We start from the raw sequence: 24,868 nt of genomic DNA on the forward strand, positions 1-24,868 counted from the left end.
TCCGTTAGGCCGGTGTGAAAGGTGCAAGCGTAGCAGCCGGCGATGGCCGCATCGTCCGCCGATGGTCATGCGAACGCCTGAACGTGCAGGGTTTCCCCGCATACCGGTTTCCTCCACAATCTCCGTCATTCCCTACTTTTTCCCGCAGGACGCGTACGCGCGGATGCAAGCCTTCGTTTACAAAAGCCTGCGCAAGGCGGACACCTATGTGTACCTGGCCGCGCGCGACGACTTCACCCGCCTGCCGGAACCGCTGCGCACCCAACTGGGTGATCTGGGCTTCGTGCTGGAAGTGGCGCTCACCCCCGAACGCAGGCTGGCGCGGGAAGACGTGGAGGTCGTGCGCGGCAACCTGGCCGCGCGTGGTTTCCACATCCAGTTCCCGCCGCAGCCGGACAGCGACGAACGCGCCGATGCCTGAGCCCGTAGCCGAGTCCACATCCCGACTGCGCCGCCTGGCCGTGATCGCCGGCCTGCTGGGCGTGGCGCTGGCCGCGCTGGGCTGGGTCGGTGGCCCGCTGGCCGCCGCGGGCGCCTGGCTGGCGCAACCGGCGCTGGCCCTGGCCTGCTCCTGGCAGCGGCGCAGCCGGCCGCTGCCGGTCGCACGCGACTGGCGCGAATCGCTGCCGGCGCTGCTGATCGGCTGGGGCGCGGCGTTCGTCGTCGTGGCACTGCTGATCGCCTGGCCGCTGTCGGCCTTGCGGGACAGTGGCAGCCTGGCGGCGGCGCTGGGCCTGAGCGCGGTGATTGGGGTGTTGCTGATCGGCCTGTGGCGGACCTGGCCACTGTGGCAGGGCATCGAACGCGAGCCCGGCAGCCTGGGCTGGCACTGGCGTGCATTGGCCGAGCGGGATTTCCACGCTTGGCGTGGTTTGGGCGTGGCCGCGCTGGTCGCGCTGGCGGTGGCCGGGGGCCTGATCCTGGCGTGGCCGGATCTGCTGTCCGCGACCGCCCGCCCGATTGTCTCGCCGCTGTATGTGCTGTCCCTGCCGTTGCTGCACTGGGGCATCCAGTCCATTGCCGCGGCGCGCGGGTTGCCCGTGGTCGACATGGCCGGTGGCGTGCCAGCCGCGGTCGAGCAGGAAACCGCGCCGGATTCCCTGTTGCACGAGGCGGACCTGGAACTGGCGCTGTTCGAGGCCGCCCGCACCGGCCGGGTTGATCGCGCGCTGGAACTGCTGGACGCCGGCGCCGATGCACACGCGCTGCCGCCGGCCGGTTCGCGCGACCAGCGCAGCCTCGCCGTGCTGGCGGCGGTACTGCCGGATCTGCGCCTGCTACGCGCGCTGATCGGCCAAGGCGTGGATCTCAACCACGCGCAGGCCGGGATGACGCCGCTGCTGGCGGCCACCCGCGACAGCTGGCACGGCCGCCCCGACGCGGTGACCACCCTGCTGGCCAACGGCGCGGATCCGCGGGTCACCGACGGCGAGGGCAATACCCCGCTGCACCATGCCGCGCGCAGTTCCGATCCCGGCGTGGTCGCGCTGCTGCGCGATGCCGCCGCCGAGATCGACGCGGTCAACCAGGACGGGCTGACGCCGCTGGGCGTGGCCTGCGTGGCCGGCAACTGGCGGCTGGCCAAGTTCCTGCTCGAACGCGGCGCGCGGCCCGAGCCGGCGAACGCGCAGCCGGTGCTGTTGGCGGCGGCGGCCACCGAGGAAGACGATCCGGCTGGCGTGCAATTGCTGCTCAAGCACCGGGCCAAGGTGGACACCCGCGATGGCCAGCGCCGCAGCGCGCTCCACGAAGCCGCGCTGGCCGGGCACATCGACATCGTCAACACGCTGCTGGCCGCGGGCGCGGATGCGCATGCGCACGATGCCCATGGCCGCACGCCCTGGCTGGAAGCCGCGCGCGGCGGTCGCATCGCCGTGCTGGAACGGCTGGCCGAGGCGGGGGTGGATGTGGCCGTGGCCGATGCCGAACAACGCAATGCGGTGCGCGTCGCCTGCGCCTCGGAGAATGCGTCGCCCGCCCTGATCCGGCGCCTGCTGGAACTCGGCGTGGCGGCCGATCAGCCCGACACGCAGGGACGCCGCGCCGTGGATCTGGCCGCCGAGGCCGGTCGCTGGGCGATCGTGTCCGCGCTGGATGCGACCTATCCGCTGCCGGCGGCTGTCAGCGTCGGCGACGATGACCAGCCACCGCCGGATCGCGCGCCAATCGCGCTGCTGCGGGAAGGCCTGCACGCGGATCGTCCGCGCGCCGAGCTGGCTTCGCTGGTGCGGCTGGCGTCGCGGCAGGAACTGGGCAGCCTGCTGCACGATCCCGGGATCGCGTTGTCGCCGCAGCGGCTGGATTGGCTGCTGGCGCAGGGCGCGGATGCCGATGCGCTGGATCCGGCCGGCGACACGCCGCTGTTCGCGCTGCTTTCGCGCGGCGGCGAAGCCCTCGCCTCGATCCAAGTGATGCTGCGCCGCGGCGTCTCTCCCGCCGGCGCCGGTGGCCTGGCCCGCTTCCTGGATGCCTGCGCGCGTGGCGAGCAGGTCGGGCGCGGACTGGAACAGTTCGCCTGCGATCTGCTGGAACGCGGCGCGGATCCGTTCGCCGCGTCCCCGCTGGGCGATCCGCCGCTAGCCCTGGCGGTGCGCCTGGGCTGGTCGCGGCTGCTGGATCGGCTGCTGGACATCGGCGTGGACCGCGAAGCGCGCGACAGCCATGGCATGACCGCGCTGCATCTGGCGGCGGCGCTGGGCCGCGAACTGGCCTTGCGCCAACTGGTCGCCAAGGGCGCGCGCCCGGATTCGCGCGCGGCCGACGGGCAGACGCCGCTGGGCGTCGCCCTCGCCAGTGGCCGCCGCGATCTGGCCGATTGGCTGGACTGGCGGGGCTGGGCATTGCCGCGCCGCGCGCTGCGCGCCGCGGATCTGCCGGCCGCGGCGATGGCGGGCGACGCGGACGCCGTGCGCCGGCTGCTGGATCTGGGATTCACGGTCGACTCGCCGGATGCGCAGGGCTGCACCGCGCTGTTGCGTGCGGCCGGCGGCGGCCACCGCGCGGTGGTGGAATTGCTGCTGGCACGCGGCGCGGATCCGCAGCGCGCCGCCAATACCGGCGCCACCCCGCTGTCGGCGGCGGTGAGCATGCGCCAGGCCGAGATCGTCGCCCTGTTGCTGCAGGCCGGCGCGGCGCTGGAGCACCGCCTGCCGGGCGGCGTCACCGTGCTGATGCTGGCCGCCGCGCTGGGATTGCCGGACATCGTCGCGCGCCTGCTGACCGCGGGCGCGAACGTGCATGCCGGGGACGCGCAGGGCCTGACGCCGCTGCATTGCGCCGCGCTGTACGGCTTCACCTCGCGCGACAAGCCGCGCCTGGTCGCGTTGTTCGACACCCTGCTGCTGTCCGGCGCCGAACCCGATCAGGTCGCCGCCGGATCGGTGACGCCGCTGCTGCTGCTGCTGGGCGCGCGCGCCGAGCCCGGCACCGCGTGCGACGAGGAAGTCGTGCTGGCGGGCGTCGAACGCCTGCTGGACGAGGACGTGTCGCTGGAGACCCAGGATCCGCGTGGATTCGGCCCGCTGCATCTGGCCGCGCTGCATGGCCTGTTGCGGGTAGTCCAGCGGCTGCTGCGCGCGGGCGCGGATCCGGATCTGCGCGATGCGCTCAACCGCACGCCGCGCGAGGTCGCGGTGATGCGCGGCTTCGTCGACGTGGCCGGCGAGTTCGTGCCGGTCGCGCCGGGGGCCTCGATGGCCCGCTTCCTGCGCGAACCGCGCGGCTGAGGGAACCGGCGTAAACGCGGGTTCCAGGCTTTGTCTTGCCCTTGCGCTTCAGGTCGCGCGGGGCGTGGCATCCGTCGCGGCAGGCGACGCGTCGGCTTCGTCTTCGCCGCTGGCATCGGCCTCGAACAGCTTTTCCAGATCGCCGACCGCATCGCGTGCGGTCTGGATCACCGCCGCATCGTCGTCATAGACCAGGTACTGCGCGCGCAACAGCTTCTCGTCGTGCTCGCGGAAGCGTCGCGCCTGCTGGGCCGCCGCCTCGGGTGAACGCCCCAATGCCACCAGGGTCTGTTCGGCCATTTCCAGGCTGGTCCCCAGGGTCTCGCGGAAGGGTTCGGTGCTCAGATCCATCAGCCGCCAGGCATGCTGGCGGTTGCGCGCGCGCGCCAGCACCTTGGCGTTCGGATACATCCGGCGGATCAAGCGCACCGCCTTGATGTTGGTATCCGGATCATCCATCGCGATCACGAACACCTTGACGTGCTGCGCACCGGCCGACCGCAGCAGATCCGGGCGCGTGGGATCGCCGTAGTAGATGCGCGCACCGCCGAACCGGCGCAATGTATCCACCGTTTCCGGGCTGTGTTCGAGGGCGACGAAAGGAATGCGCTGCGAGGTCAGCACGCGCGCCACGATCTGGCCGAACCGGCCCATGCCGGCAATCAGCACCTGCGGCGTCTGGTCCGGGATGTCGTCGAAGGCGCGCCGATCCGGCATCGGCCGGGCGATGCCCGACACCCACCGCGACAGCCCCATCATCAACAGCGGCGTCAGCGCCATGGATACGCCCACGATCGCGACCAGGCGATCGCGCACGTCGGCATCCAGCAGCTTCACCCGCGCGGCCTCGTTGAACACCACGAAGGCGAATTCGCCGCCCAGCCACAGCGCGCCACCGAGCATCAGCGCGCCGCGCACGTCCAGCCGGCCCGGCCACAGGCCGAGCAGGAACAGGATGCCGAACTTAACCAGCAGCAGCACCAGCACGCCGGCGGTGATGATCTGCGGCTCGTTCATCACCCGGTCCAGATCGATGTCCATGCCGACGGCGATGAAGAACAGGCCGAGCAGCAGGCCCTTGAACGGTTCGATCTGCGATTCCAGTTCGTGACGGAACTCCGAATCCGACAACAGCACGCCTGCCAGGAACGCGCCCAGGCCCGCGCTCAGTCCGGCCAGCTGCATGAACCAGGCCGTGCCCAGCACCACCAGCAGCGCGCTGGCGGTGAACACTTCCGGCATCCGCGTGCGCGCCACCACCCGGAACATGTGCCGCAGGATCAGGCGGCCACCGAAGATGACGATCGCCATCGCGCCGATCGCCTGGAACACCATGGTCCAGGTCAGGGTCTCGTTCTTGGCGCCCCCCAGCAGCGGGATCGCCGCCAGCAGCGGAATCGCCACCAGGTCCTGGAACAGCAGGATGGCGAAACCCAGGCGCCCGTGTTCGCTGGTCAGTTCCTTGCGTTCGGACAGCAATTGCAGGCTGACCGCCGTCGAGGACAGCGCCAGGCCCAGGCCGATGACCAGGGAGGTCTTCCAGTGATGCTCGGCGAGCAGGGCGATGCCGCCCAGTGCCAGCGCGGTCAGCAGCACCTGCAGCCCGCCCGCGCCGAATACCGGCTTGCGCATCACCCGCAGGCGCGACGGCGACAGTTCCAGGCCGATGACGAACAGCATCATCACCACGCCGATTTCCGCCGCGTCCAGGATCCGGTCCGCGTCCCGGATCAGGGCCATGCCGTCCGGCCCCAGCACCACGCCGGCGACCAGATAGGCCAGCACCGCACCGATGCCCAGCCGCTTGAACACCGGCACGGCGATGACCGCGGCCAGCAGGAACACCAATGTCAGCTCTAGGCCACTACCGTGCATGCATTCACCTCCGGCCCATTATGCCGGTCGCTCCCGGAATCCGGGGCGATGGTCCTGATTGAAGGCGGCCCGCGACCGCGCTAGGCTCGGCGCCGGGGATTCATCCAGGGAGAGGGCGATGAAGGGGATATGGGGAATCGCGCTGTGGCTGCTGGCCGCCGTGGCCAACGCCCAGACCGCGGAACTGCGAATGCCGGTGAACGGCGAGATTGGCATCGATCCGGCGGGAGCGGTGTTCGATTATCGGCTCGATACCGAATTGACGCCGGCAGTCGCCGCGCTGGTCGAACGCTCGGTACGGCAATGGAAGTTCGAGCCCGTGCTGCGTGGCGGCGTCGCCACCCACGCCAAGGCGCGCATGCACCTGACCCTGATCGCGCAGCCGGTGCCCGCGGGCTACCAGTTGCAGGTGGAGCGCGTGCAGTTCTCCACCTATCGGGCCTCGATCAAGATGACGCCACCGCGTTATCCGGTGGAAGCAGCCAGGGGCGGCGTCAGCGGCAATGTCCTGGTGGCGGTGCGGGTGAACGCGGAAGGGCGCGTCGTGGACGCATCCGCCGTGCAGACCTCCTGGCCCAACAGCAAGATCAACGAGGCGGCACGACGCTACTGGGGAAAGGTGCTGGAAAAGGCATCGCTGGAAGCCGCGCGTCGATGGGTCTTCGAACCGGCGGATGCGGCATCGCAAGAAACCGGCGATGCGACCCTGGTGGTTCCCGTGAATTTCTGGGTGGGCGACGCCACTCCGCCCGACACGGGCTGGCGCTACGAGTCGGCGGGCCCGGCCAATCCCATTCCCTGGCTGACTCCGGAACAACAGGTTTTCGACGCCTCCGGACTGAAGCAAGGCGAGGTACTGGCACTGGATCTTGCGGTGAAGTTGAAGACGCCGGTGATCGGGGCAGCGCTCTAGGCGATCCGGGCCGGGGTCGAAGTGCACGGAGGTGCGGCACGGATGGAACGGAGGAGCGGACAATGAATAGAGCGTGGGGATTGGCGTTGTGCCTGCTGGCGATGAACGCCTTGGCGCAGGATGCGGGGTTGCGGTTGCCGGTGAACGGAGAAATCGGGGTTGATCCGACCGGAGCGGTGTTCGACTACCGGATCGACACCGAACTGACGCCAGCGGTCAAGGCGCTGGTCGAGCGTTCGGTCCGGCAATGGAAGTTCGAACCGGTGATGCGCGACGGACGGGCGACGCACGCGAAGGCGCGGCTTCACCTGACGCTGATCGCCAGGCAGGTCGACGAGGGCTTCCGGTTGCAGGTGGAGCATGTCCGCTTCTCGGGCTATCGCGATGCGATCTCGATGAAGCCGCCGCGCTATCCGAAGCAGGCGGCGATCAACGGCGTGGGTGGCGACGTGCTGGTGGCGATCCGGGTTGATGCGTCGGGCAAGGTGACCGACGCGGTGGCGGTACAGACCTCCTGGCCCTACAAGAAGGTCGCGGCCAAGGCCGCGGAGAAGTGGGGACCGATGCTCGAAACCGCATCGGTGGAAGCGGCGCGCAACTGGACGTTCGAGCCCGCGGACGCTGCCCCGCACGCGGAAGGCGACACCACCCTGATCGTGCCGATCAGCTATCGCATGAACGTGGATCGCCCGCCGCGCGAAGGTTGGCACTACGAGTCCGCCGGCCCGGCCAGGACGATCCCGTGGCTCGACCCATCCCGGCAGGCGTTCGACGCGTCCGGCCTGAAAGAGGGTGAAGTCCTGGCGCTGGACTATTCGATGAAACTGAAAACGCCAGTGATCGGCAGTTCGCTATGAATGTCGCACGGCGTCCGGATGGCCTCGGCCGGCGCTGCCGAACCAGAATGGAGACGCAATGAACGCAAGGAATTCTTCGTTGCAGGGTCGCCGGATGTTGGGCGCGCTGCTGTTGATGGCGGGCACCAGCACCGCTTCGGCAACGGGCCCGGAAGAAAAGGAATTGTTCGTGTTCCAGACCCGGGCTGCGGTCAGCATCGACGCGACGGGGCGCCCGACGGAAATCCAGCTTCCGGAGCAGATGCCGGAGGCGGTGGCAACCTTTGTCCGGGACCAGATCATGCAATGGCGATTCGTTCCCCCGGACGTCGACGGGCAGGCGCGTGCCGGCAAGACCTATCTCACCGTGGGCGCCTGTGCCGCGCCAACGGCGGACGGTTACCAGCTGGCGATCGACTACAAGGGCGCCGGGCCGGGTACGCCACGACCGGACGGGAAGATCGTTCCCCCCTATCCGCGCGAAGCGGCGGGGAAGAACGCCAACCACAGGGGCGTGGTGCAGTTCGTGGTCGAGCCGGATGGCGGCACCACGCTGGAGTCGCTCGAATTCACGCCCTCGGGCAGCAAGCGCCTGTTCCGGCCGGCGATCGAGGACTGGATGAAACAGGTCCGCTTCATGCCGGAAGAGGTGGATGGAAAGCCGGTGCGGACCCGGATGCGGGTTCCCCTCCACTTCGAATCCCGTCCGCACGGCACCGCTTCCACGCAATCGAAGGCCGACAAACCCGAATGCACGGCCCTGCTGAAGCGAGGCGACGAACAGCGCCCGATGGCGCTGGATTCGCCTTTCACGCGGCTGGAAGGCGGAGGGTGAGCCATCGTGGGAATGGATCTATCGGGTGCTCCGGCACCGACCGGATATTGAAGGAGCGGGCGACATGAAAAAGGGAACGCATGGCATGGGTCGATGGCTGGCGTTCGCGTGCCTGCTTGGCATCGCCTGCACGGCGGGCGCCGGCATCAAGGAGATCCGCCAGCAGGTCGAAGCCAGCATGCTGGTGACTGGCGCGATCATCATCGAGCCGGAGGGCGCGGTGGAGAAACTGGACATCGACCAGCGCAACAAGCTGCCCGAGGCCGTGATCGGCCTGGTCGAGAAGGCGGCCGCCGGCTGGAAGTTCGAGCCGATCCTGGTGGATGGCGTCGCGCGTCGCGGCAAGGCGCGGATGAGCCTGCGGGTGGTCGCCAACAAGCTGCCGAATGGCGACTTCCAGGTGGCGCTCCGCGGCAGCCATTTCGGCGACGAGGCGATCAGTCCGGAAGAGCGCCAGCAGCGCAACGACTCCGTGCGCAGCATCAAGCTCCAGCCCCCCGCCTATCCGGGAGGCGCGGCGCGCCTGGGCGCCCAGGGCACCGTGTACCTGGTGGTCAAGGTGGGGCGCGACGGCACGGTCGCGGATGTGATCACCGAACAGGTCAACCTGGGCTTCGTCGGCGACGAGCGACTGATGCAGCAGGCCCGCGACGCGTTTTCCGAGGCGACCCTGGTCGCGGCCAGGAAATGGACCTTCCAGCCTCCCACCGAGGGGGCTGAGATGGACGCGCCGTTCTGGCTGGTGCGCGTGCCGGTGGACTACAAGATGCCCGGGAAGAAGGCGCCGGGCTATGGCCGATGGGAGGTCTATGTTCCCGGGCCCCGCCAGAGTGCGCCATGGATGCAGTCGGAGCGCGGAGAAGGCGGCAGCCCGGACGCGATGGTGGCGGGCGGCGTCTACGAGATCGGCAAGGGCCGGCGCCTGCTCACGCCATTGTCGGGCTGAGGCTACCGGTCCTCCCGGCAGGGAACGCCTCGCCAGCGTACGGGGCGTTCCTGCAATGACCCGGCGAAACCCATCGCGGGGGCTGGTTCCGATCAAATGACCGCTGCCGCGTGCGGGGTCATCGCAGCGGCAACGCGATCGGTCGCAACGGCGCCGCGTCGCCGCCGCGGATTTTCAGCGGCCCACCGATGAAGGCGAACTCATAGACCTTGTCGCGCGAGAGTTCATCCAGGGCGATCAGCTCGATGATCGGCACGCCCTGTTCGGCGAGCAGGTAGGTGTGCAGCGGAACATAGGCGTCGGGTTCCTGCGAAGGAAACGTCTCGAAGCTCAGGTTGTCCGCGCCGACCACCATCGCGCCACCGTCCTCGACCAGAAAGCGCGCCGCGTCCAGGCTCATTCCCGGGGGATTGGCCATGTAGGCCTCCGCCTGGTCGAACAGGCGCATCCGGCCGGTCCGGATCAACACGACGTCGCCGCGCTGCAATTTCAGTTTCTGCTTCGCCAGCGCCGCCTGCAGATCCGCGCGGGTGATGCGGTACTGATCCGGCAGCATTTCCACGCCCTTGGCGGCGGCGACGTCGATCAGCACGCCACGTGCGATCAGGTTCGGGAATTTCTCGATGCCGGCCTTGCGCCAGCCGCGATCGCCGAGATGCTCGTCGGCGCTGAAGCCGTTCCAGATCCTTCCGTGCAAACCGAAGTGGTTGAGCGCGTCGATGTGGGTGCCGGTGTGGCTGTACATCGAGAAGGCGGTGCCGGTGTAGCTGGTGCTGGCGTTGAGCGCGTCGCCCACCGCCATCGGATCGTCGACGGCGGTGCCGCGCGGGGTGTGGGTCATCCAGAACTGGTAGTGCGGATCGCCCGCGCCCTGCCAGCTGGGCATGCCGATGTAGTAGTCGGTGGCCAGGTCATAGGCGCGACGACCGTCGACGCGCGACAGGATCGCGGCGCGGGATTCGGGCGTGATCAGGTTGAGGCGGCCGATTTCATCGCCAGGGCCCCAGGGGCTGGTGCCGACTTCGCCGGCGTGGCCGGTGGTGGCGGCGGAAAGGGATGCGGCGAACCCTGCGGCCAGGGTCAGGCGACGCAGGGAAGATCGAAGCGAAGGGAGCATTGCGGGAATCCTCGTGGGGAGGCGGCCTGGAACAGCTGCCTGGGGATTCACAGCTTGAATGCGCGGCCGACGCCGAAAAATGCGTCCGCGGTGCGGACAGTTTTCGCTGCCGGTTACGAATCGCCTTCCAGCAACGGCGGCAGCGCCTGGGCGAGGAAATCGACGAAGACCTGCACCTTGGGCGGCAGGTGCCGCGCGGTGGGGTAGATCGCATGGACGTGCCGCTGCGGATAAGCGCAGGCCGGCAGGACGCGTTGCAGGCGTCCCCCGGCGATCGCCGGCGCCGCCAGGAAGGAAGGCAGCGCGCCGATGCCGAGACCGGCGCACAGCAGGTCGCGCAGGATCAGGCTGTTGTTGACGACGGTCCGTGCCGGCGGCAGCGCCACCCGGGTCGTTCCCTCCGGGCCCTGGAGCTGCCAGCTGTCCGGCGTGTCGGCCAGGGCATAGGCGAGCACGTCGTGGCCGGACAGATCCGCGGGCGATTCTGGCATGCCGCGACGGTGCAGGTAATCCGGTGCCGCGCACAGCACCTGCTGGATCGTACCGAGCCGGCGCGCGACCAGCGAGGAATCCTCCAGCGTGCTGCGCACGCGCAGGGAGACGTCGAAACCGGTGCCGATCACGTCCAGCACCCGATCATCCAGCGCCAGATCCAGCTTCAATCGCGGATGACGGGCCAGGAACGTCCCCAGCAGCGGCGACAGCACCGCCAGGCCGAACGAGGTCGGCGCGTTGACCCGCAGCCGGCCCTCGACCTGGCCAACCTGCGCGCGCAGCGCATGTTCGACCCGTTCCATCTCGTCCAGCAGGCGGCAGCACTCACCGAAATAGGCCTGCCCGGCATCGGTCAGGCTCATGCGGCGCGTGGTCCGCTGCAGCAGCACCGCGCCCAGGTGTTCTTCCAACTGCCGGAGCTGCTTGCTCAGGCCGGCCGCGGAGACACCCAGATCGTCGGCGGCACGGGCGAAGCCACCCAGTTCGACGACCCGCCGGAAAGCGCGCATCGCATTGAGTTGATCCATGGCGGTGTCGGGGCAGGGGATCCGGAAAAGAAAACGCCGGCGTGGGCCGGCGTTTTCGTCTTGCTGCTGGCTCAGCGCTTCATCGAAGCGAAGAACTCGTCGTTGGACTTGGTGTTCTTCATCTTGTCCAGCAGGAATTCCATCGCGGCGATTTCGTCCATCGGATGGAGCAGCTTGCGCAGGATCCAGATCTTCTGCAGCAGTTCCGGTTCGATCAGCAGATCCTCGCGGCGGGTGCCGGAGCGGTTGATGTCAATGGCCGGGTAGACGCGCTTCTCGGTGATGCGGCGGTTCAGGTGCACTTCGCTGTTGCCGGTGCCCTTGAACTCTTCGTAGATCACCTCGTCCATCTTGCTGCCGGTCTCGACCAGCGCGGTGGCGATGATGGTCAGCGAACCGCCTTCCTCGACATTGCGCGCGGCGCCGAAGAAGCGCTTCGGGCGGTGCAGGGCGTTGGCGTCCACGCCGCCGGTCAGCACCTTGCCGGAGCTGGGCACGACGTTGTTGTAGGCGCGGGCCAGGCGGGTGATCGAGTCGAGCATGATCACCACGTCCTTCTTGTGCTCGACCAGGCGCTTGGCGCGCTCGATCACCATCTCGGCGACCTGCACGTGGCGGGCGGCGGGTTCGTCGAAGGTCGAGGACACCACTTCACCGCGCACGGTGCGCTGCATTTCGGTGACTTCTTCCGGACGCTCGTCCACCAGCAGCACGATCAGGTGCACGTCGGGGTGGTTGGTGGTGATGGCGGTGGCGATCTGCTGCATCATGATCGTCTTGCCGGCCTTGGGCGGCGACACGATCAGCGCGCGCTGGCCCTTGCCCTGCGGCGCCATCAGGTCGAGGATGCGGCCGGCGATGTCCTCCGACGATCCGTTGCCGCGCTCCAGGGTGAAGCGGCGACGCGGGAACAGCGGGGTCAGGTTCTCGAACAGCACCTTGTTCTTCGACGCTTCCAGCGGCTCGCCGTTGATGGTGTCGATGGTCGACAGCGCGAAGTAGCGCTCGCCGTCCTTCGGGAAGCGGATGCGGCCGGACAGGTGGTCGCCGGTGCGCAGGTTGAAGCGGCGGATCTGGCTGGGGCTGATGTAGACGTCGTCCGGGCCGGCCAGGTAGCTGGCCTCGGCCGCGCGCAGGAAGCCGAAGCCGTCCGGCAGGATTTCCAGCACGCCGTCGGCGGCCACGCCTTCGCCGTGGCGGGTCAGCACCTTCAGCAGGGCGAAGATCACGTCCTGCTTGCGGGCGCGGGCGACGCCCTCCTGGATGTTCAGCTGCTCGGCGATTTCCAGCAGCTTGGGCGCCGGCATGCGCTTGAGGTCGCCCAGCGAGTACTGCGGGAACCCTTCCGGAACGCTCGGCATCTGGCGCGGCACGTAATTCTCGTTGCCGCCGCCGTTGCCGTCGCCGGGCATGCCGTCGTTGTAGCCGCCACGGTTGCGCTCGCGGTCACGGCGGTTGCGGAAGCGGTCGCGGCGGTTGTTGTTGTTGAAGCGGTTGCCGTCGCGCTGCTCACGCGGTTCGCCGTCAGCCTGGCCCTGCGGCGACTGGCCGCCGCCGGCATCGCCGGCACTTTCCTGGTGGGCGGGCGCGGTGGCGCGCGGCGCTTCGACGGCGGGAGCCGGAGCGGGCGCGGGAGGCGGGGGCGCTGCGGGGGCCGGCGCTTCGGCCGGAGGCGCCGCGGCGGCGGCTTCGGGAGCGGATTTGGCGACGCGCGGCTTGCGCACGCGCTTCTCGGCGGGGGCGCCGGTTTCGTTGCTACTGTCGGACAAAGTGCGATTCCTCGCTAAGGTGGCGAGCGCCGGCTGGAACGCGCGGCGGCAGGTCGGGGAGTGTGTTGACTCAGAAGGGTGCGGCGCAGAAAAGGCGCCGGATGTGCGGACACTAGCACCGCGTTGCGGCGACGGCAAGCGCCGGGCCGCAACGGGTTCGCACGGGTTCAGCCGGGAATCCGGCCGGACCGGCTCAGGCGGTCTGGGCGCCGAGCGTCTTGTCGATCATCTGGGTCAGCTGGCCCTTGCCGACCGCGCCGACCTGGGTCGCCTGGACCTGGCCGTCCTTGAACAGCAGCAGCAGCGGGATGTTGCGGACGTGGTATTTGATGGCGGTGGCGCGGTTCTCGTCCACGTTGAGCTTGACCACCTTCAGGCGGCCGTCATAGGTCTGGGCCAGCTCGTCCAGGACCGGGGCGATCATCTTGCACGGGCCGCACCATTCGGCCCAGAAATCAACCAGAACGGGCTCGTCGGACTGCAGCACGGCGGCCTCGAAATCGGCATCGCCGACATGGGTTACTTTTTCGCTCACTGGGTTCTCCTGCGGAGCCGCGGCGGGCCGCGGACGGATGGGGGCCGGGGACGGCCACCTCTATTGGGGTAAACTGGGGCGTTCCGCGGCCAGATCAAGCCATCCTGGCGGCCGCGCGATCCGGCTTTGGGGGCGCAGTTTGCGACGCCGCCGACGGCGATGCAAGCACGAGCAGTCCCTTATCAGTCGCGCCAACGGAACACTGCGGCGCAAAGAAGAAAGCATGAGCGACAAACCTTTAACCGACATTACTTTTACCTCGTTCGACCTGCATCCGGCCCTGCTGGCCGGGCTTGAGAACGCCGGTTTTTCCCGCTGCACCCCCATTCAGGCGCTGACCCTGCCGGTCGCGCTGGCCGGACGCGACGTTGCCGGCCAGGCCCAGACCGGCACCGGCAAGACCCTGGCCTTCCTGGTGGCGGTGATGAACCGCCTGCTGTCGCGCCCGGCCCTGGCCGAGCGCAAGCCGGAAGACCCGCGCGCGCTGATTCTGGCGCCCACCCGCGAGCTGGCGATCCAGATCCACAAGGATGCGGTGAAGTTCGGCGCCGACCTGGGCCTGCGCTTCGCCCTGGTCTACGGCGGCGTGGACTATGACAAGCAGCGCGAGCTGCTGCAGCAGGGCGTGGACGTGATCATCGCCACCCCGGGCCGCCTGATCGACTACGTCAAGCAGCACAAGGTCGTCTCCCTGCACGCCTGCGAGGTCTGCGTGCTGGACGAGGCCGACCGCATGTTCGACCTGGGCTTCATCAAGGACATCCGGTTCCTGCTGCGGCGCATGCCGATCCGCACCGAGCGCCAGACCCTGCTGTTCAGCGCCACCCTCAGCCATCGCGTGCTGGAACTGGCCTACGAGCACATGAACGAGCCGGAGAAGCTGGTGGTGGAGGCCGAGACGGTTACCGCCGCGCGGGTCCGCCAGCGCATGTACTTCCCGGCCGACGAAGAGAAGATCCCGCTGCTGCTGGGCCTGCTGTCGCGCAGCGAGGGCGCGCGCACGATGGTGTTCGTCAACACCAAGGCGTTCGTCGAACGCGTCGCCCGCGCGCTGGAACGGGCCGGCTACCGGGTCGGCGTGCTGTCCGGCGACGTGCCGCAGAAGAAGCGCGAGACCCTGCTCAACCGCTTCCAGAAGGGCCAGCTGGAAATCCTGGTCGCCACCGACGTGGCCGCGCGCGGCCTGCACATCGATGGCGTCTCGCACGTCTACAACTACGATCTGCCGTTCGATGCCGAGGATTATGTCCACCGCATCGGCCGCACCGCCCGCCTGGGCGCCGAGGGTGACGCGATCAGTTTCGCCTGTGAGCGTTATGCGATGTCGCTGCCCGACATCGAGGCGTACATCGAGCAGAAGATTCCGGTCGAAGCGGTGACCCCTGAAGTGCTGACCGCGCTGCCGCGTCCCGAGCGCGCGCCGGTGGAAGGCGCCGAGGGCGAGGAAGATGAGAGCATCGGCCAGATTTTCCGCGAGGCTCGCGAACAGCGCAGCGCCGAGGAACAGCGCCGCGGTGGCGGGCGCTCCGGTTCCGGCCAGGGCAACCGTCGTCGCAGCGGTGGCGGTGGTGGCAGCGGTGGCGAACGTGGTCGCGGCGAACGCCGCGATGGCGCGCCGCGCGGTGACGGCAAGCCGCGCCCGCCGCGTCCGCCCCGTCCCGACAACGCGGTCGCCGGATCGCCTGCCGTCACGCACCCGGCCGCCGCCCCGGCGCCGCAGGCCGAAGGCGAGCGCGCGCCGCGCAAGCGCCGCCGCCGTCGCCATGGACGTCCGGTGGAAGGCGCCGAGACGGCCGCCGTGGCAAAGCCCGTGGCCGCCGCATCCGCCGCGGCTGCGGTCGACAAGCACGAGAAGCCCTCGTTCTTCAGCCGCCTGGGCCGCAAGCTGAAGTCGCTGGTCGGCGGCTGACGCCGGCCCGGCCGGCACCGGTCGCGTATCGGTGCCGGCGATGCGCGGGGATCGCTTCCGCGTTCCACGCTCCGGCATAATCGCGGCATGAGCGTGCTTCGATTCGAAAACGTCAGCAAACAGTACCCCGGCGGCCACACGGCGCTGTCGGAGGTCAACTTCGAAGTGGCCGAAGGCGAGATGCTGTTCGTCACCGGCCACTCCGGCGCCGGCAAGAGCACGCTGCTCAAGCTGATCCACCTGAGCGAACGGCCCAGCCGCGGCGCGGTGTTGTTCGCCGGTCGCAACCTGCTCAAGGTGCGCGGCGGCCGCATTCCGCTGCATCGCCGCGAAGTCGGCGCGGTCCACCAGGATCACCGCCTGCTGACCGATCGCACCATCATGGAGAACGTCTCGCTGCCGCTGATCCTGCGCGGAGAGCGGCGCGCCGACATCCAGAAGCGGGTACGCGAAGTGCTGGCGCGGCTGGGACTGGGCCATCGCGAAAAGGCGTTGCCGACCCAACTTTCGGCCGGCGAACAGCAGCGCGTGGGCATCGCCCGCGCGATCGTCGCCGAACCCAAGCTGCTGGTGGCCGACGAGCCGACCGGCAACCTCGATCCGACCCTGGCCGCGGAAATCATGGAACTGTTCGCCTCGATGCCCGAGCGTGGCACCAGCGTGCTGGTGGTGAGCCATGACCTGGCCCTGCTCAAGCGCATGCGCAAGCGCGTGCTGGTGCTGGACCACGGCCAGCTGGTCGACGACATCTCGCCGGCGGATCTGGCCGAATGAACGACAGCAACCGCTTTTCGCGTCCGCGTTCGGGCTTCGGCATCTGGCTGGACCAGCATCTCTACAGCTTCGTTTCCAGCCTGGGCCGGCTGGTGCGCCGGCCCTGGGCCACGGTGCTGACCATCGGGGTGATGGCGGTGGCGTTCGTGTTGCCGCTGGGCCTGTGGCTGGCGCTGGCGAACGTCGAGCAGTTCGCCGGCGACGTCAGCGATTCGCGCGAGATCGACGTCTTCCTCAAGCTCGACGTGCCGGTGCCGCGCGCACGGGTGCTGGCGGTACAGCTGGGTGGCCGCGCCGACGTGGCCAAGGTCGAACTGCGCACGCCGGAACAGGGACTGGCCGAGTTCCGCGAGCGCAGCGGCCTGGGCGCCAGCCTGGACGCGCTGGAAGGCAATCCGCTGCCGACGCTGCTGCAGATCACCCCGCGCGGCGACGAAGCCGGGCTGGTGGCGACGCTGGAGCGCCTGCCCGAAGCGGATCTGGTGCAGCACGACGCGCAGTGGCGTGATCGCCTGCGCGGTTGGCTCGGCTTCGGCGAACGCCTGGTCTGGGTGCTGGCGGCGCTGTTCGGTATCGGCGCGCTGCTGGTGGTGGGCAATACCGTGCGCCTGGACATCCAGTCGCGGCGCGAGGAAATCGGCGTGCTGCAACTGCTGGGCGCCACCGATGGCTTCATCCGCCGACCCTTCATCTACCTGGGCGCCTGGTACGGCCTGGTGGCCGGCGCCATCGCGCTGGGCCTGCTGGTCGCCGCCGCCGCCGCGTTGCAGGCGCCGCTGGCGACCCTGGCGCAGAGCTACGGCAGCCGCTTCGCCCTGGCCGGCCTGGACCCGCTGCGCGCCGGCGCGGTACTGGCCGGCGCGACCGTGGTCGGCTGGCTGGGGGCGTGGCTGGTGACCGGCCACTTCTTGCGGCAGACTCGCCCGACCGCCACCTGACCCGCCCGCATGTCCGACGCGCTCCGGCATCTCATCAGCGACGCCCCCCGGGTGATGGTGGTCGACGGTTCCAAACTGGTGCGCAAACTCATCGCCGACGTGCTCGAACGGGATCTGCCCGGGGTCAACGTGATCGGCTGCGCCAGCATCGCCGAAGCCCGCAAGGCGCTGGCCGAGGGTGAAATCCACCTGGTCACCACCGCACTGGCGCTGCGCGATGGTGATGGCATGGAGATCGCGCGCAGCGTGCGCGAGGCTTCCGGCCAGGCCTACGTGCCGGTGATCGTGGTGTCCGGCGATGCCCAGCAGCACCTGGAAGAGCGCCGCTTCAACGATTACGTCACCGACTACTTCGACAAGTCGCTGGGACACGAGGCGCTGGCCACGTTCATCCGCGGCTACGTGCAACCCGAACCGATTCCCGGCGCGACCGTGCTGTACGTGGAAGACAGCCGGGTGGTCGCCGAGACCACCAAGCGCATGCTGGAGCGGCAATCGCTCAATGTCGTGCACGTGCTGCGCGCCGAGGACGCTTTTGCCCTGCTCACCGCCGAATCATTGGGCCTTTCGACCCACCGCTTCGATCTGGTGCTGACCGACGTGACCCTGAAGGGCGAACTCAGCGGCCGCGACGTGGTGCAGCGGATCCGCATCGACTTCGCCTACGGCAAGCGCCGCCTGCCGATCCTGGTGATGACCGGCGACAGCAACCGCGACAACCAGGCCGTGCTGCTGCAGGCCGGCGCCAACGACCTGGTGCTCAAGCCGATCGAGGAACGCCTGCTGGTGACCAAGGTGCTGTTCCAGCTGCGCCTGGCGCGGATGGAAGGGCGTTGAATTGCCGGGATTGGGGATTGGCAAGGGCGAGGGACGTGTTGGGTAACATGCCAATCCCGAATCCCCAATCCCGAATCCCTTCGCCAATGTCCGATACCGAACGCATCAAACTCGAACCGTCCTGGAAGCAGCACGCCGGTGACTGGCTGCTGCGGCCGGAGATGCAGGCGTTGTCCGAGTTCCTGCGCCAGCGCAAGGCCGCGGGTGCGCGCATCTATCCGCCCGGACCGCAGATCTTCGCCGCTTTCGAGGCCACGCCGTTCGGCGCGGCCAAGGTGGTGATCCTGGGCCAGGATCCGTACCACGGGCCGAGCCAGGCGCACGGCTTGTGCTTCTCGGTGCGGCCGGGCGTGCCGGTGCCGCCGTCGCTGATCAACATCTACAAGGAAATCCAGGCCGACCTGGGCATCGCGCCGCCGGATCACGGCTGCCTGCTGCCGTGGGCGCGGCAGGGCGTGCTGCTGTTGAACGCGGTGCTGACCGTCGAGGAATCGCGCGCGGGCGCCCACCAGGGCAAGGGCTGGGAAGGCTTCACCGACCACGTCATCGAGACGCTGGCGCGCGAGCGCGAGGGACTGGTGTTCCTGCTCTGGGGCAGTTACGCGCAGGCCAAGGGCAAGGTCATCGATGCGCGCCGGCACCGGGTGCTGCGCGCGCCGCACCCCTCGCCGCTGTCGGCGCACCGGGGTTTCCTGGGTTGCGGGCATTTCTCGGCGGCCAACCGCTACCTGCGGGAGCGCGGCCAGGCCCCGATCGATTGGCGCCTGCCGATGCGCGCGCAACTGCCCGCCGACCCGCTGCTGGCGTAGCGCGGAGCCTGTTTGGCGACCGGAACGGCGGGGGTTCGCCCGGGTGGAGGGCCCGGTGGTTCAAGTTCCGCGCCGGGTCAGCGCTTTTTCTTGCGGCGCGGCTGCGACGGGGTGACCGGCGGAGCGGGTACCGGCGCCGGGGTGACGTTCTGGATCTCGGCCTGCAGCTCTTCCATCATCGGCACCATCTTCTGCTGGATGGCGCCCATCAGGTTCTGCATCAGCGCGGGCGTCTTGTCGAGCAGGCTGCGGCCGGCCGGGCTCTCGTAGAACTTGGTGATCGCGCGCACGTCCTCGCGGGTGAAGGTCTTCTTGTAGACGTCCACGTACAGCGGGCGCATCTCCTGCCAGGACAGCGCCTTGCGCATGATCTCGTTGGTCTTGGCCATGATCCGGTCGGCTTCGGCGCGCTGCTCGGCGCTCATCTCCTTGCCCGCCATCAGCTGGTCGAACTGCTGGCGCTGCATGGTTTCCATTTGCGGGATGATCGCGTTGAGCATGCTTTCCGCGCGCGAGGCCTGCAGCAGTTTCTCGATGTCCGCGTCGGAGGGTTCCGCCGCCAGCGCCACGCCCGTGAACAACATCCATCCGGCCAGGAAAACCAGACGCAGTGCGAGCGGGCGTTTCGTCATGTGTGCGGCTTTGCGGCAGGGGCGGGCCTGCATGGTGCCGACGTGGAAGTAAACATCACGTTAAAACAAGGGCCCCGACGATGGTCATGGGGACGATGTGCACTCGGGAAGCCAACGCGGATCCGGCAGCCTGTCGCGCATCCGCCACGCATCGGACCCTGCCATGTCGCGCCACCGCATTTCCTCGTTCCTGTCGCTGTTGTTGGCCCTCGCCTGCACCGACGCCGTGGTGGCGACGGAACCCGCGACCGCTTCCGCGCAGGCATCGCTGCTGCGGAACCGCATGCCGCACGAGCGGCCGTGGCTGATGGTGGTCGGCACGCCGCACCTGGCCAATCATGGGCGTGACGTGATCAACCTGCAGGTGGACGACGTGATGACGCCGGCGCGACAGGCGGAAATCGAGGCGATCGTCTCCGCGCTCGCGCGCTTCGCCCCGACCCGTGTGGTGGTCGAGCATCCGGTCGCCGGGCAGGCGGCGCTGGATGCGCGCTATGCCGACTATCGCGCGGGCCGCTACGCACTGGGACGCAGCGAAGTGGATCAGATCGGCCTGCGCCTGGCCGCCCGGCTGGACCTGCCGCGCGTCGACGCCGGCGACTGGAACGGCATGCCGCCCGGCGATATCGCCTCCATGGACTGGGACGCCTATGCCCGCCGCACCGGCAAGGAGGCCATGGTGGCGGCCATGCGCGATCCGCGCGGGCTCGAGGGGGCGGTCCCTGCCGGCGTCGCGCTGGCGGACGTGCTGGTCCGCACGAACACGCCCGCCGCGCTGGCCGAACGGCATCGCCGCTACTACGACTACGCGATGCTGGGCGACGATGTCGACGCGCCCGGCGCGAACTGGATGGCCAACTGGCATGGCCGTAACCTGCGCATCTTCGCCCGTCTGGTGCGCCTGGCCGAAAGCCCGCGGGAGCGGATGCTGGTGGTGTACGGGGCGGGCCATGCACCGCTGCTGCGCCAGTTCGGCGAGCAATCGGGGGCGTTCCTGGTGGTGGATCCGGTCCCCTACCTGCGCGCGGCGGCGGGCCCCTGAACGGCCCCGCGGCCGCCCGCTGTCATGCGGGCGGTACGCGACCTCCACTACAATCCGCGCATGGGGAGCGGACGACTCGACATCACGCCCACGCTGGCGATTCCTGACGACGAACTGGTCGAACGGTTCGTGCGCGCCAGCGGCGCGGGCGGGCAGAACGTCAACAAGGTGGCCACCGCGGTCGAGCTGCGGTTCGACGTGGCGCATTCGCCGTCGCTGCCCGAACCCCTGCGCGAACGCCTGCTGGCCCGCCGCGACCGGCGCCTGACCGACGACGGCGTGCTGGTCATCGATGCCCAGCGTTTCCGCACCCAGGACCGCAACCGGCAGGACGCCCGCGAGCGCCTGGCCGCGTTCATCGCCGCGGCGATGCACGTGCCCCGGCCCCGCATCGCCACCAAGCCATCGCGCGCGGCCAAGGCCCGGCGCCTGGATGCCAAGCGCGAACGCAGCGAAGTCAAACGCGGCCGTTCGCAAAAGAGCCACTGGGAGTAATCGATTGAGCGACGCCCACGACGTCATCCCCGTCATTCCGCCCAACATGCCGCAGGTGCCGCCCAACCGCTTCACCCGCTGGATGGGGCGTACCTTCCTGCGCACCTTCGGCTGGAGGGTGGTGGGCACGATCCCCGACATTCCCAAGCTGGTCCTGATCGTGGCGCCGCATTCGTCCAACTGGGACGGCATCTGGGGCATGGCCGCGAAGATCGCGATGGGCTTTCAGGTGCGCGTGCTCGGCAAGGCGCAGCTGTTCTGGTGGCCGCTGTCGCCGCTGCTGCGCAAGCTGGGCGTGGTGCCGGTGGATCGCAGCTCGCCGCAGGGAACGGTGGAGCAGGCGGTCCGCATGATCCGAGAGTCGGACCGGCTGTGGTTCGCGCTGACGCCCGAAGGCACCCGCAAGCGGGTGGAGAAATGGAAGGGTGGCTTCCTGAAGATCGCCCAGCAGGCGCAGGTGCCGATCCTGATGGCCTACTTCCACTACCCCGAGAAGACCATCGGCATTGGCGACGTGTACTACCCCACCGGCGACGCCGAGGCCGACATGGCCGCGATCCGCGCGTGGTACCGGCCGTGGCAGGGCAAGAATCGCGGGACCATGTAATCGCCGCGGATGACGCGACCACGGGAATGAGCGCAAAAGAAAACCCGCCGTGAGGCGGGTTTTCCGTATGGCCGATCCGGAACGGGCAGCCGGGTTTACAGCGCCTGGCCACCCAGCTTCCAGGTGAACTGCAGGTAGAAGCTGCGACCGAACGAATCGAACCACGAGGTGTCGTAGTACGGGTAGTTCGCCCAGGTGGCGTCCCGCGGCGGCATCTTGTCGAACAGGTTGTTGATCGAAAGCGAGATGCGCAGATGATCGGTCACGTCGTAGCGCGCGCCGGCATTGAAGCGCCAGGTCGACTCGGTCCATGCGTCGTTGTTGTAGTTCGCCACGCGGCCCACGTAGTTGCCGAACAGGCTCGCGCCGAACGCGCCCTTGTCCCAGTTCACGCCCACGTTGCCCTTGGTGCGCGGCAAGGTGGTGTCGGCGAAGCTCACGTCCAGCATGTCTTCGGTCGGATCGCCCGGATACAGCTGGCGGGTGTGGCGATGGGTCCAGTTGTAGTTGGCGCGGAAGGCGAAATCACCGGCGCGGGCGGTCGCCAGGCGGTAGTTGGCGGTCACGTCGAGGCCCGAGGTTTCCTCCTCGGCGATGTTGATCGGGCTGAAGTGCACGCTGGTGATGAATCCGTCCTCGTCGCGGAGGACGCGTGACATCGCGTCCACGCATGTGGGCGAATTGATGTCGATCGGGGCACCGGAGTCGGTCACGCCGAGGCGGCAGTCGGCCTCGGTCGAACGCAGCAGTTCGCGGCTCTGCGTCTGCACCTGGTTGGACACCTGGATCTTGTAGTAGTCGATGGCCAGGTCGAAGTTGGACACCGGCGACCACACGAAGCCGGCGGTGAACGACTTGCTGGTTTCCACATCCAGATCCATGTTGCCGGTGTAGACGTCGAAGGTGTTGGTTTCCCAAGTGGAATCGTCGTAGCAATCGCCGTCGCTGAGGTTAGGATTCGTGGATCTGCACTGGTAGTAGTCGGTCGACACGGTGCGGTAGAAGTCGTCGCCGGCGAACAGGTAGTGCATGTCCGGTGCGCGGAAACCCGTGCCGTAGGAGCCACGCACCAGCAGGGTCTCGAATGGACGCCATTCCAGGCCGGCGCTGTAGGTGAACTTGCCGGGATTCTTGTTGCCGTATTCGTAGCGGTCATAGCGGCCGGCCAGGCTGGCCTGCAGCGTGGACAGCAGCGGCAGGCGGAACTCGCCGGCCACGCTCCAGCGATCGCGGTCGCCTTCGCCATCGCCATAGCGCGGGCCGTAGTAGGCGTCGGCGGTCAGCGCATGGGGATCAGGATTGACCTCGTACGACTGCCGGCCGTATTCGACCGCCGCGGCGAAGCCGACGTCGCCCGCGGGCAGGGTGAACAGCGCCGGCGTATCCACGGTGAAGCTGAGGTTGTCGTTGTCGGCCTTCGGATGGAAGGTGGACATCGCCGCGATGGAGGCGAACTCGGCCTGGGTCAGCGGGGTGAACAGGCGCGCCGGATCCGGGCTGTAGATCGCGTAGCCGTCGGCGTCGTAGCCCTGGCGTTCGCCCAGGAACAGGCGATTGGCCGCCTCGGCCCAGATACGCGGCATGCCCACGTCGGCCTTGTACTGCGAATGGTTGTAGGCCGCTTCCCAGTTCCACGACTCACCGAAGGCACCCTGCAGGCCGGTGGTCACCGCCAGGGTCTTCTGCGTGGTGGTGTTCATGCGATTGCGCAGGCCGCCGATTTCCTCCGGCGTGAACTGGCGCGACCAGGTTTCGTAATGGCCGGTGACGGCGTTGTAGAACACCTTGTCGTTGTTGTCGGTCGAGGCCGGATCGTGGAATTCCCAGCCCATGACGTCGCTCACGACGTCGTTGCCGTTGGTGCCGGTGAGCAGCTTGACCTTCTGGCGACCCAGTTGCACATCGGCGAACCAGGACAGCGTGTCGGAGAAGCGATACTCGAACGAACCGTAGGCGTTGTAGCCCTTGCGTTCGTTCTGGATGGTGCGGTACGCGATGGCGCGCTCGCTGCCGCAGTACGGCTGGCCGAAGCGATCCTCGGCCAGCACGGTGGTGCCCTGGTTGAGGCCGGCCATTGCAGCGCAGCCGTCCGCCGGCGCGATGTTGACGTCATCGTCCCAGTCATAGAGCTGCGCGGTCAGGCGCGGCAGCCGACGGCGCGAGGTCGGCGCGTCGAGGGTCGAATCCTGCACGCTGCGCTCGTAGCCCCACAACGGACGCTTGTCGAGGAACTCCACCCCGACGATGCCGCTGAACCCGCCGCGCTCGAAGCCGGTGGTCAGGGTCAGCTTGTGCGACTCGCCGCCGCCGCGACTGGTGTCGCCGTAGCGATAGTCGATGGTGGTGCCGTCGGTGGACTTCTTGAGGATGAAGTTGATGACGCCGGCCATCGCATCGGAGCCGTACACCGCCGAGGCGCTGCCGGTCAGCACTTCGATGCGATCGATCATGCCGAGCGGGATGTTGCCGATGTCGGTGAAGTTGCTGCGGCCGTTGAGCGGCAGCGGGAAGTCGGCGATACGGCGGCCGTTGATCAGCACCAGGGTGTGGTTGGGGCCGAGGCCGCGCAGGTCGACCGCCTGCGCGCCGGGCGTGGACTGGGCGCTGGTGGTGTTCTGCTGGCCCTGCACGCTGCCGCTGTTCTGGCTGAGCGAGCGCAGCACGTCGGGGACGGAGGTGAAGCCGGCGGCCTGGATCTGCTCGGCGGTGACCACGGTAATCGGCGCCGGACCTTCGATCTGAGCGCGCGGGATGCGCGAACCGGTGACCTGTACGTTCTCGAGTTGGGTGACCGGCTCCTCGGCGGCGTCAGCGGACTGGCCGGTGGGAGCCGGAGTAGGGCGGGCGGCGGGCGCCGGACGCGGCGGGGCATCCTGGCGCACGATCACCACCGCGCCGGAGGCGGCGTCGCGGCGGGCGACATGGCCGCTGCCGCTGAGCACCTTGTCCAGCGCCTGGTCGGCCGAGAGATTGCCGTGCACGCCCTGGGTGCGCAGGCCCTTGAGCTGGTCGGCGCGGTAGACGAACTGGGTGCCGGACTGGCGCGCCAGCGTATCCAGCGCCGCCACCAGATCCCCGGCGGGGATGTTGACCTGCGCGGGTTTGGAATTCTGCGCCTGCGCACTCAGTGCGGCTGAACAGGCCAGGCTCAACAACAGGACACGCAACGACGACCGCATTGGATGGCTCTCCCCATGGGCGCACGGGAAGGCGCCCTTGGCTATCAGGACGAACGAGCCGGGGAAATCCCCC

The 24,868-nt window shown here is 68.7% G+C and carries 21 protein-coding genes; 14 read left to right on the forward strand and 7 right to left on the reverse strand.

The window, feature by feature from the left end; translation table 11 throughout:
* The first annotated feature begins 163 nt into the window (after nucleotides 1-163).
* Entirely contained in the window at nucleotides 164-421 is a 258-nt protein-coding gene (locus AC3DE2_RS10500; RefSeq protein WP_295379470.1) for a YcgL domain-containing protein, read from the forward strand.
* Nucleotides 414-3,725 (forward strand): ankyrin repeat domain-containing protein, encoded by a 3,312-nt coding sequence (locus tag AC3DE2_RS10505; RefSeq protein ID WP_488426109.1) that lies wholly within the window; start codon nucleotides 414-416, stop codon nucleotides 3,723-3,725. The genes AC3DE2_RS10500 and AC3DE2_RS10505 overlap by 8 nt, the downstream gene beginning before the upstream one ends.
* A gap of 48 nt (nucleotides 3,726-3,773) precedes the next feature.
* Here the strand turns inward: AC3DE2_RS10505 and AC3DE2_RS10510 are convergent, their stop codons facing one another.
* Nucleotides 3,774-5,600 (reverse strand): monovalent cation:proton antiporter-2 (CPA2) family protein, encoded by a 1,827-nt coding sequence (locus tag AC3DE2_RS10510; RefSeq protein WP_295379474.1) that lies wholly within the window; start codon nucleotides 5,598-5,600, stop codon nucleotides 3,774-3,776.
* Between the two features lie 118 nt (nucleotides 5,601-5,718).
* Between AC3DE2_RS10510 and AC3DE2_RS10515 the strand changes: the two genes are divergently transcribed.
* The 4 genes from AC3DE2_RS10515 to AC3DE2_RS10530 all read left to right on the forward strand — a co-directional run bounded on the left by AC3DE2_RS10515 (nucleotide 5,719) and on the right by AC3DE2_RS10530 (nucleotide 9,130).
* A complete protein-coding gene (locus AC3DE2_RS10515) occupies nucleotides 5,719-6,513 on the forward strand; it encodes an energy transducer TonB (RefSeq protein WP_295379475.1) in 795 nt (264 codons plus the stop codon).
* A gap of 62 nt (nucleotides 6,514-6,575) precedes the next feature.
* Complete coding sequence (locus AC3DE2_RS10520) at nucleotides 6,576-7,370, forward strand: energy transducer TonB (protein WP_295379477.1); 795 nt, start codon at nucleotides 6,576-6,578, stop codon at nucleotides 7,368-7,370.
* Nucleotides 7,371-7,428: 58 nt separating this feature from the next.
* Nucleotides 7,429-8,184 (forward strand): energy transducer TonB, encoded by a 756-nt coding sequence (locus tag AC3DE2_RS10525; RefSeq protein WP_295379478.1) that lies wholly within the window; start codon nucleotides 7,429-7,431, stop codon nucleotides 8,182-8,184.
* Nucleotides 8,185-8,248: 64 nt separating this feature from the next.
* Complete coding sequence (locus tag AC3DE2_RS10530) at nucleotides 8,249-9,130, forward strand: energy transducer TonB (protein ID WP_488426110.1); 882 nt, start codon at nucleotides 8,249-8,251, stop codon at nucleotides 9,128-9,130.
* 118 nt (nucleotides 9,131-9,248) lie between these two features.
* On the opposite strand, the gene AC3DE2_RS10535 is transcribed toward AC3DE2_RS10530, so the two are convergent.
* From AC3DE2_RS10535 to trxA, 4 genes are all read right to left on the reverse strand, one after another.
* On the reverse strand, nucleotides 9,249-10,247 hold the full coding sequence (locus AC3DE2_RS10535) for a cyclase family protein (protein ID WP_488426111.1): 999 nt from the start codon (nucleotides 10,245-10,247) through the stop codon (nucleotides 9,249-9,251).
* Between the two features lie 113 nt (nucleotides 10,248-10,360).
* Nucleotides 10,361-11,269 (reverse strand): LysR family transcriptional regulator, encoded by a 909-nt coding sequence (locus AC3DE2_RS10540; RefSeq protein ID WP_488426112.1) that lies wholly within the window; start codon nucleotides 11,267-11,269, stop codon nucleotides 10,361-10,363.
* A 71-nt stretch (nucleotides 11,270-11,340) separates the two neighbouring features.
* Nucleotides 11,341-13,038 carry a transcription termination factor Rho gene (rho, locus tag AC3DE2_RS10545; protein ID WP_488426113.1) on the reverse strand — a complete coding sequence of 566 codons (1,698 nt, stop codon included), beginning with the start codon at nucleotides 13,036-13,038 and terminating at the stop codon, nucleotides 11,341-11,343.
* Between the two features lie 193 nt (nucleotides 13,039-13,231).
* Nucleotides 13,232-13,573 carry a thioredoxin TrxA gene (gene trxA / locus AC3DE2_RS10550; protein ID WP_295375247.1) on the reverse strand — a complete coding sequence of 114 codons (342 nt, stop codon included), beginning with the start codon at nucleotides 13,571-13,573 and terminating at the stop codon, nucleotides 13,232-13,234.
* Between the two features lie 223 nt (nucleotides 13,574-13,796).
* Between trxA and rhlB the strand changes: the two genes are divergently transcribed.
* The 5 genes from rhlB (at nucleotide 13,797) to ung (ending at nucleotide 18,840) form a co-directional block, all read left to right on the forward strand.
* Complete coding sequence (gene rhlB / locus AC3DE2_RS10555; RefSeq protein ID WP_488426114.1) at nucleotides 13,797-15,482, forward strand: ATP-dependent RNA helicase RhlB; 1,686 nt, start codon at nucleotides 13,797-13,799, stop codon at nucleotides 15,480-15,482.
* Nucleotides 15,483-15,569: 87 nt separating this feature from the next.
* The gene (gene ftsE, locus AC3DE2_RS10560) at nucleotides 15,570-16,256 is read left to right on the forward strand and encodes a cell division ATP-binding protein FtsE (RefSeq protein WP_295375240.1); all 687 of its coding nucleotides are present in this window, start codon (nucleotides 15,570-15,572) and stop codon (nucleotides 16,254-16,256) included.
* Complete coding sequence (gene ftsX / locus AC3DE2_RS10565; protein ID WP_488426115.1) at nucleotides 16,253-17,194, forward strand: permease-like cell division protein FtsX; 942 nt, start codon at nucleotides 16,253-16,255, stop codon at nucleotides 17,192-17,194. Before ftsE ends, ftsX begins: the two co-directional genes overlap by 4 nt.
* A gap of 9 nt (nucleotides 17,195-17,203) precedes the next feature.
* Nucleotides 17,204-18,031: a response regulator gene (locus AC3DE2_RS10570; protein ID WP_295375235.1), complete on the forward strand. Its 828-nt coding sequence runs from the start codon at nucleotides 17,204-17,206 to the stop codon at nucleotides 18,029-18,031.
* Nucleotides 18,032-18,117: 86 nt separating this feature from the next.
* On the forward strand, nucleotides 18,118-18,840 hold the full coding sequence (ung, locus tag AC3DE2_RS10575) for a uracil-DNA glycosylase (RefSeq protein ID WP_488426116.1): 723 nt from the start codon (nucleotides 18,118-18,120) through the stop codon (nucleotides 18,838-18,840).
* 77 nt (nucleotides 18,841-18,917) lie between these two features.
* Here ung and AC3DE2_RS10580 read toward each other — a convergent pair whose 3' ends face one another.
* Nucleotides 18,918-19,472, reverse strand: coding sequence for a DUF2059 domain-containing protein (locus AC3DE2_RS10580; RefSeq protein WP_295375230.1), 555 nt, complete (start codon nucleotides 19,470-19,472; stop codon nucleotides 18,918-18,920).
* 163 nt (nucleotides 19,473-19,635) lie between these two features.
* Between AC3DE2_RS10580 and AC3DE2_RS10585 the strand changes: the two genes are divergently transcribed.
* Genes AC3DE2_RS10585 through AC3DE2_RS10595 form a run of 3 tightly spaced genes read left to right on the forward strand, consistent with a single transcriptional unit; the run spans nucleotide 19,636 to nucleotide 21,616 of the window.
* Nucleotides 19,636-20,514: a DUF5694 domain-containing protein gene (locus AC3DE2_RS10585; protein ID WP_488426117.1), complete on the forward strand. Its 879-nt coding sequence runs from the start codon at nucleotides 19,636-19,638 to the stop codon at nucleotides 20,512-20,514.
* A gap of 60 nt (nucleotides 20,515-20,574) precedes the next feature.
* Nucleotides 20,575-21,009: an alternative ribosome rescue aminoacyl-tRNA hydrolase ArfB gene (gene arfB, locus AC3DE2_RS10590; RefSeq protein WP_295375225.1), complete on the forward strand. Its 435-nt coding sequence runs from the start codon at nucleotides 20,575-20,577 to the stop codon at nucleotides 21,007-21,009.
* Between the two features lie 46 nt (nucleotides 21,010-21,055).
* Nucleotides 21,056-21,616 carry a lysophospholipid acyltransferase family protein gene (locus tag AC3DE2_RS10595; protein WP_488426157.1) on the forward strand — a complete coding sequence of 187 codons (561 nt, stop codon included), beginning with the start codon at nucleotides 21,056-21,058 and terminating at the stop codon, nucleotides 21,614-21,616.
* A gap of 95 nt (nucleotides 21,617-21,711) precedes the next feature.
* Here AC3DE2_RS10595 and AC3DE2_RS10600 read toward each other — a convergent pair whose 3' ends face one another.
* Nucleotides 21,712-24,795, reverse strand: coding sequence for a TonB-dependent receptor (locus AC3DE2_RS10600; RefSeq protein ID WP_488426118.1), 3,084 nt, complete (start codon nucleotides 24,793-24,795; stop codon nucleotides 21,712-21,714).
* Nucleotides 24,796-24,868: the final 73 nt, after the last annotated feature.

This window comes from Pseudoxanthomonas sp. 68-E7 (assembly GCF_057773145.1).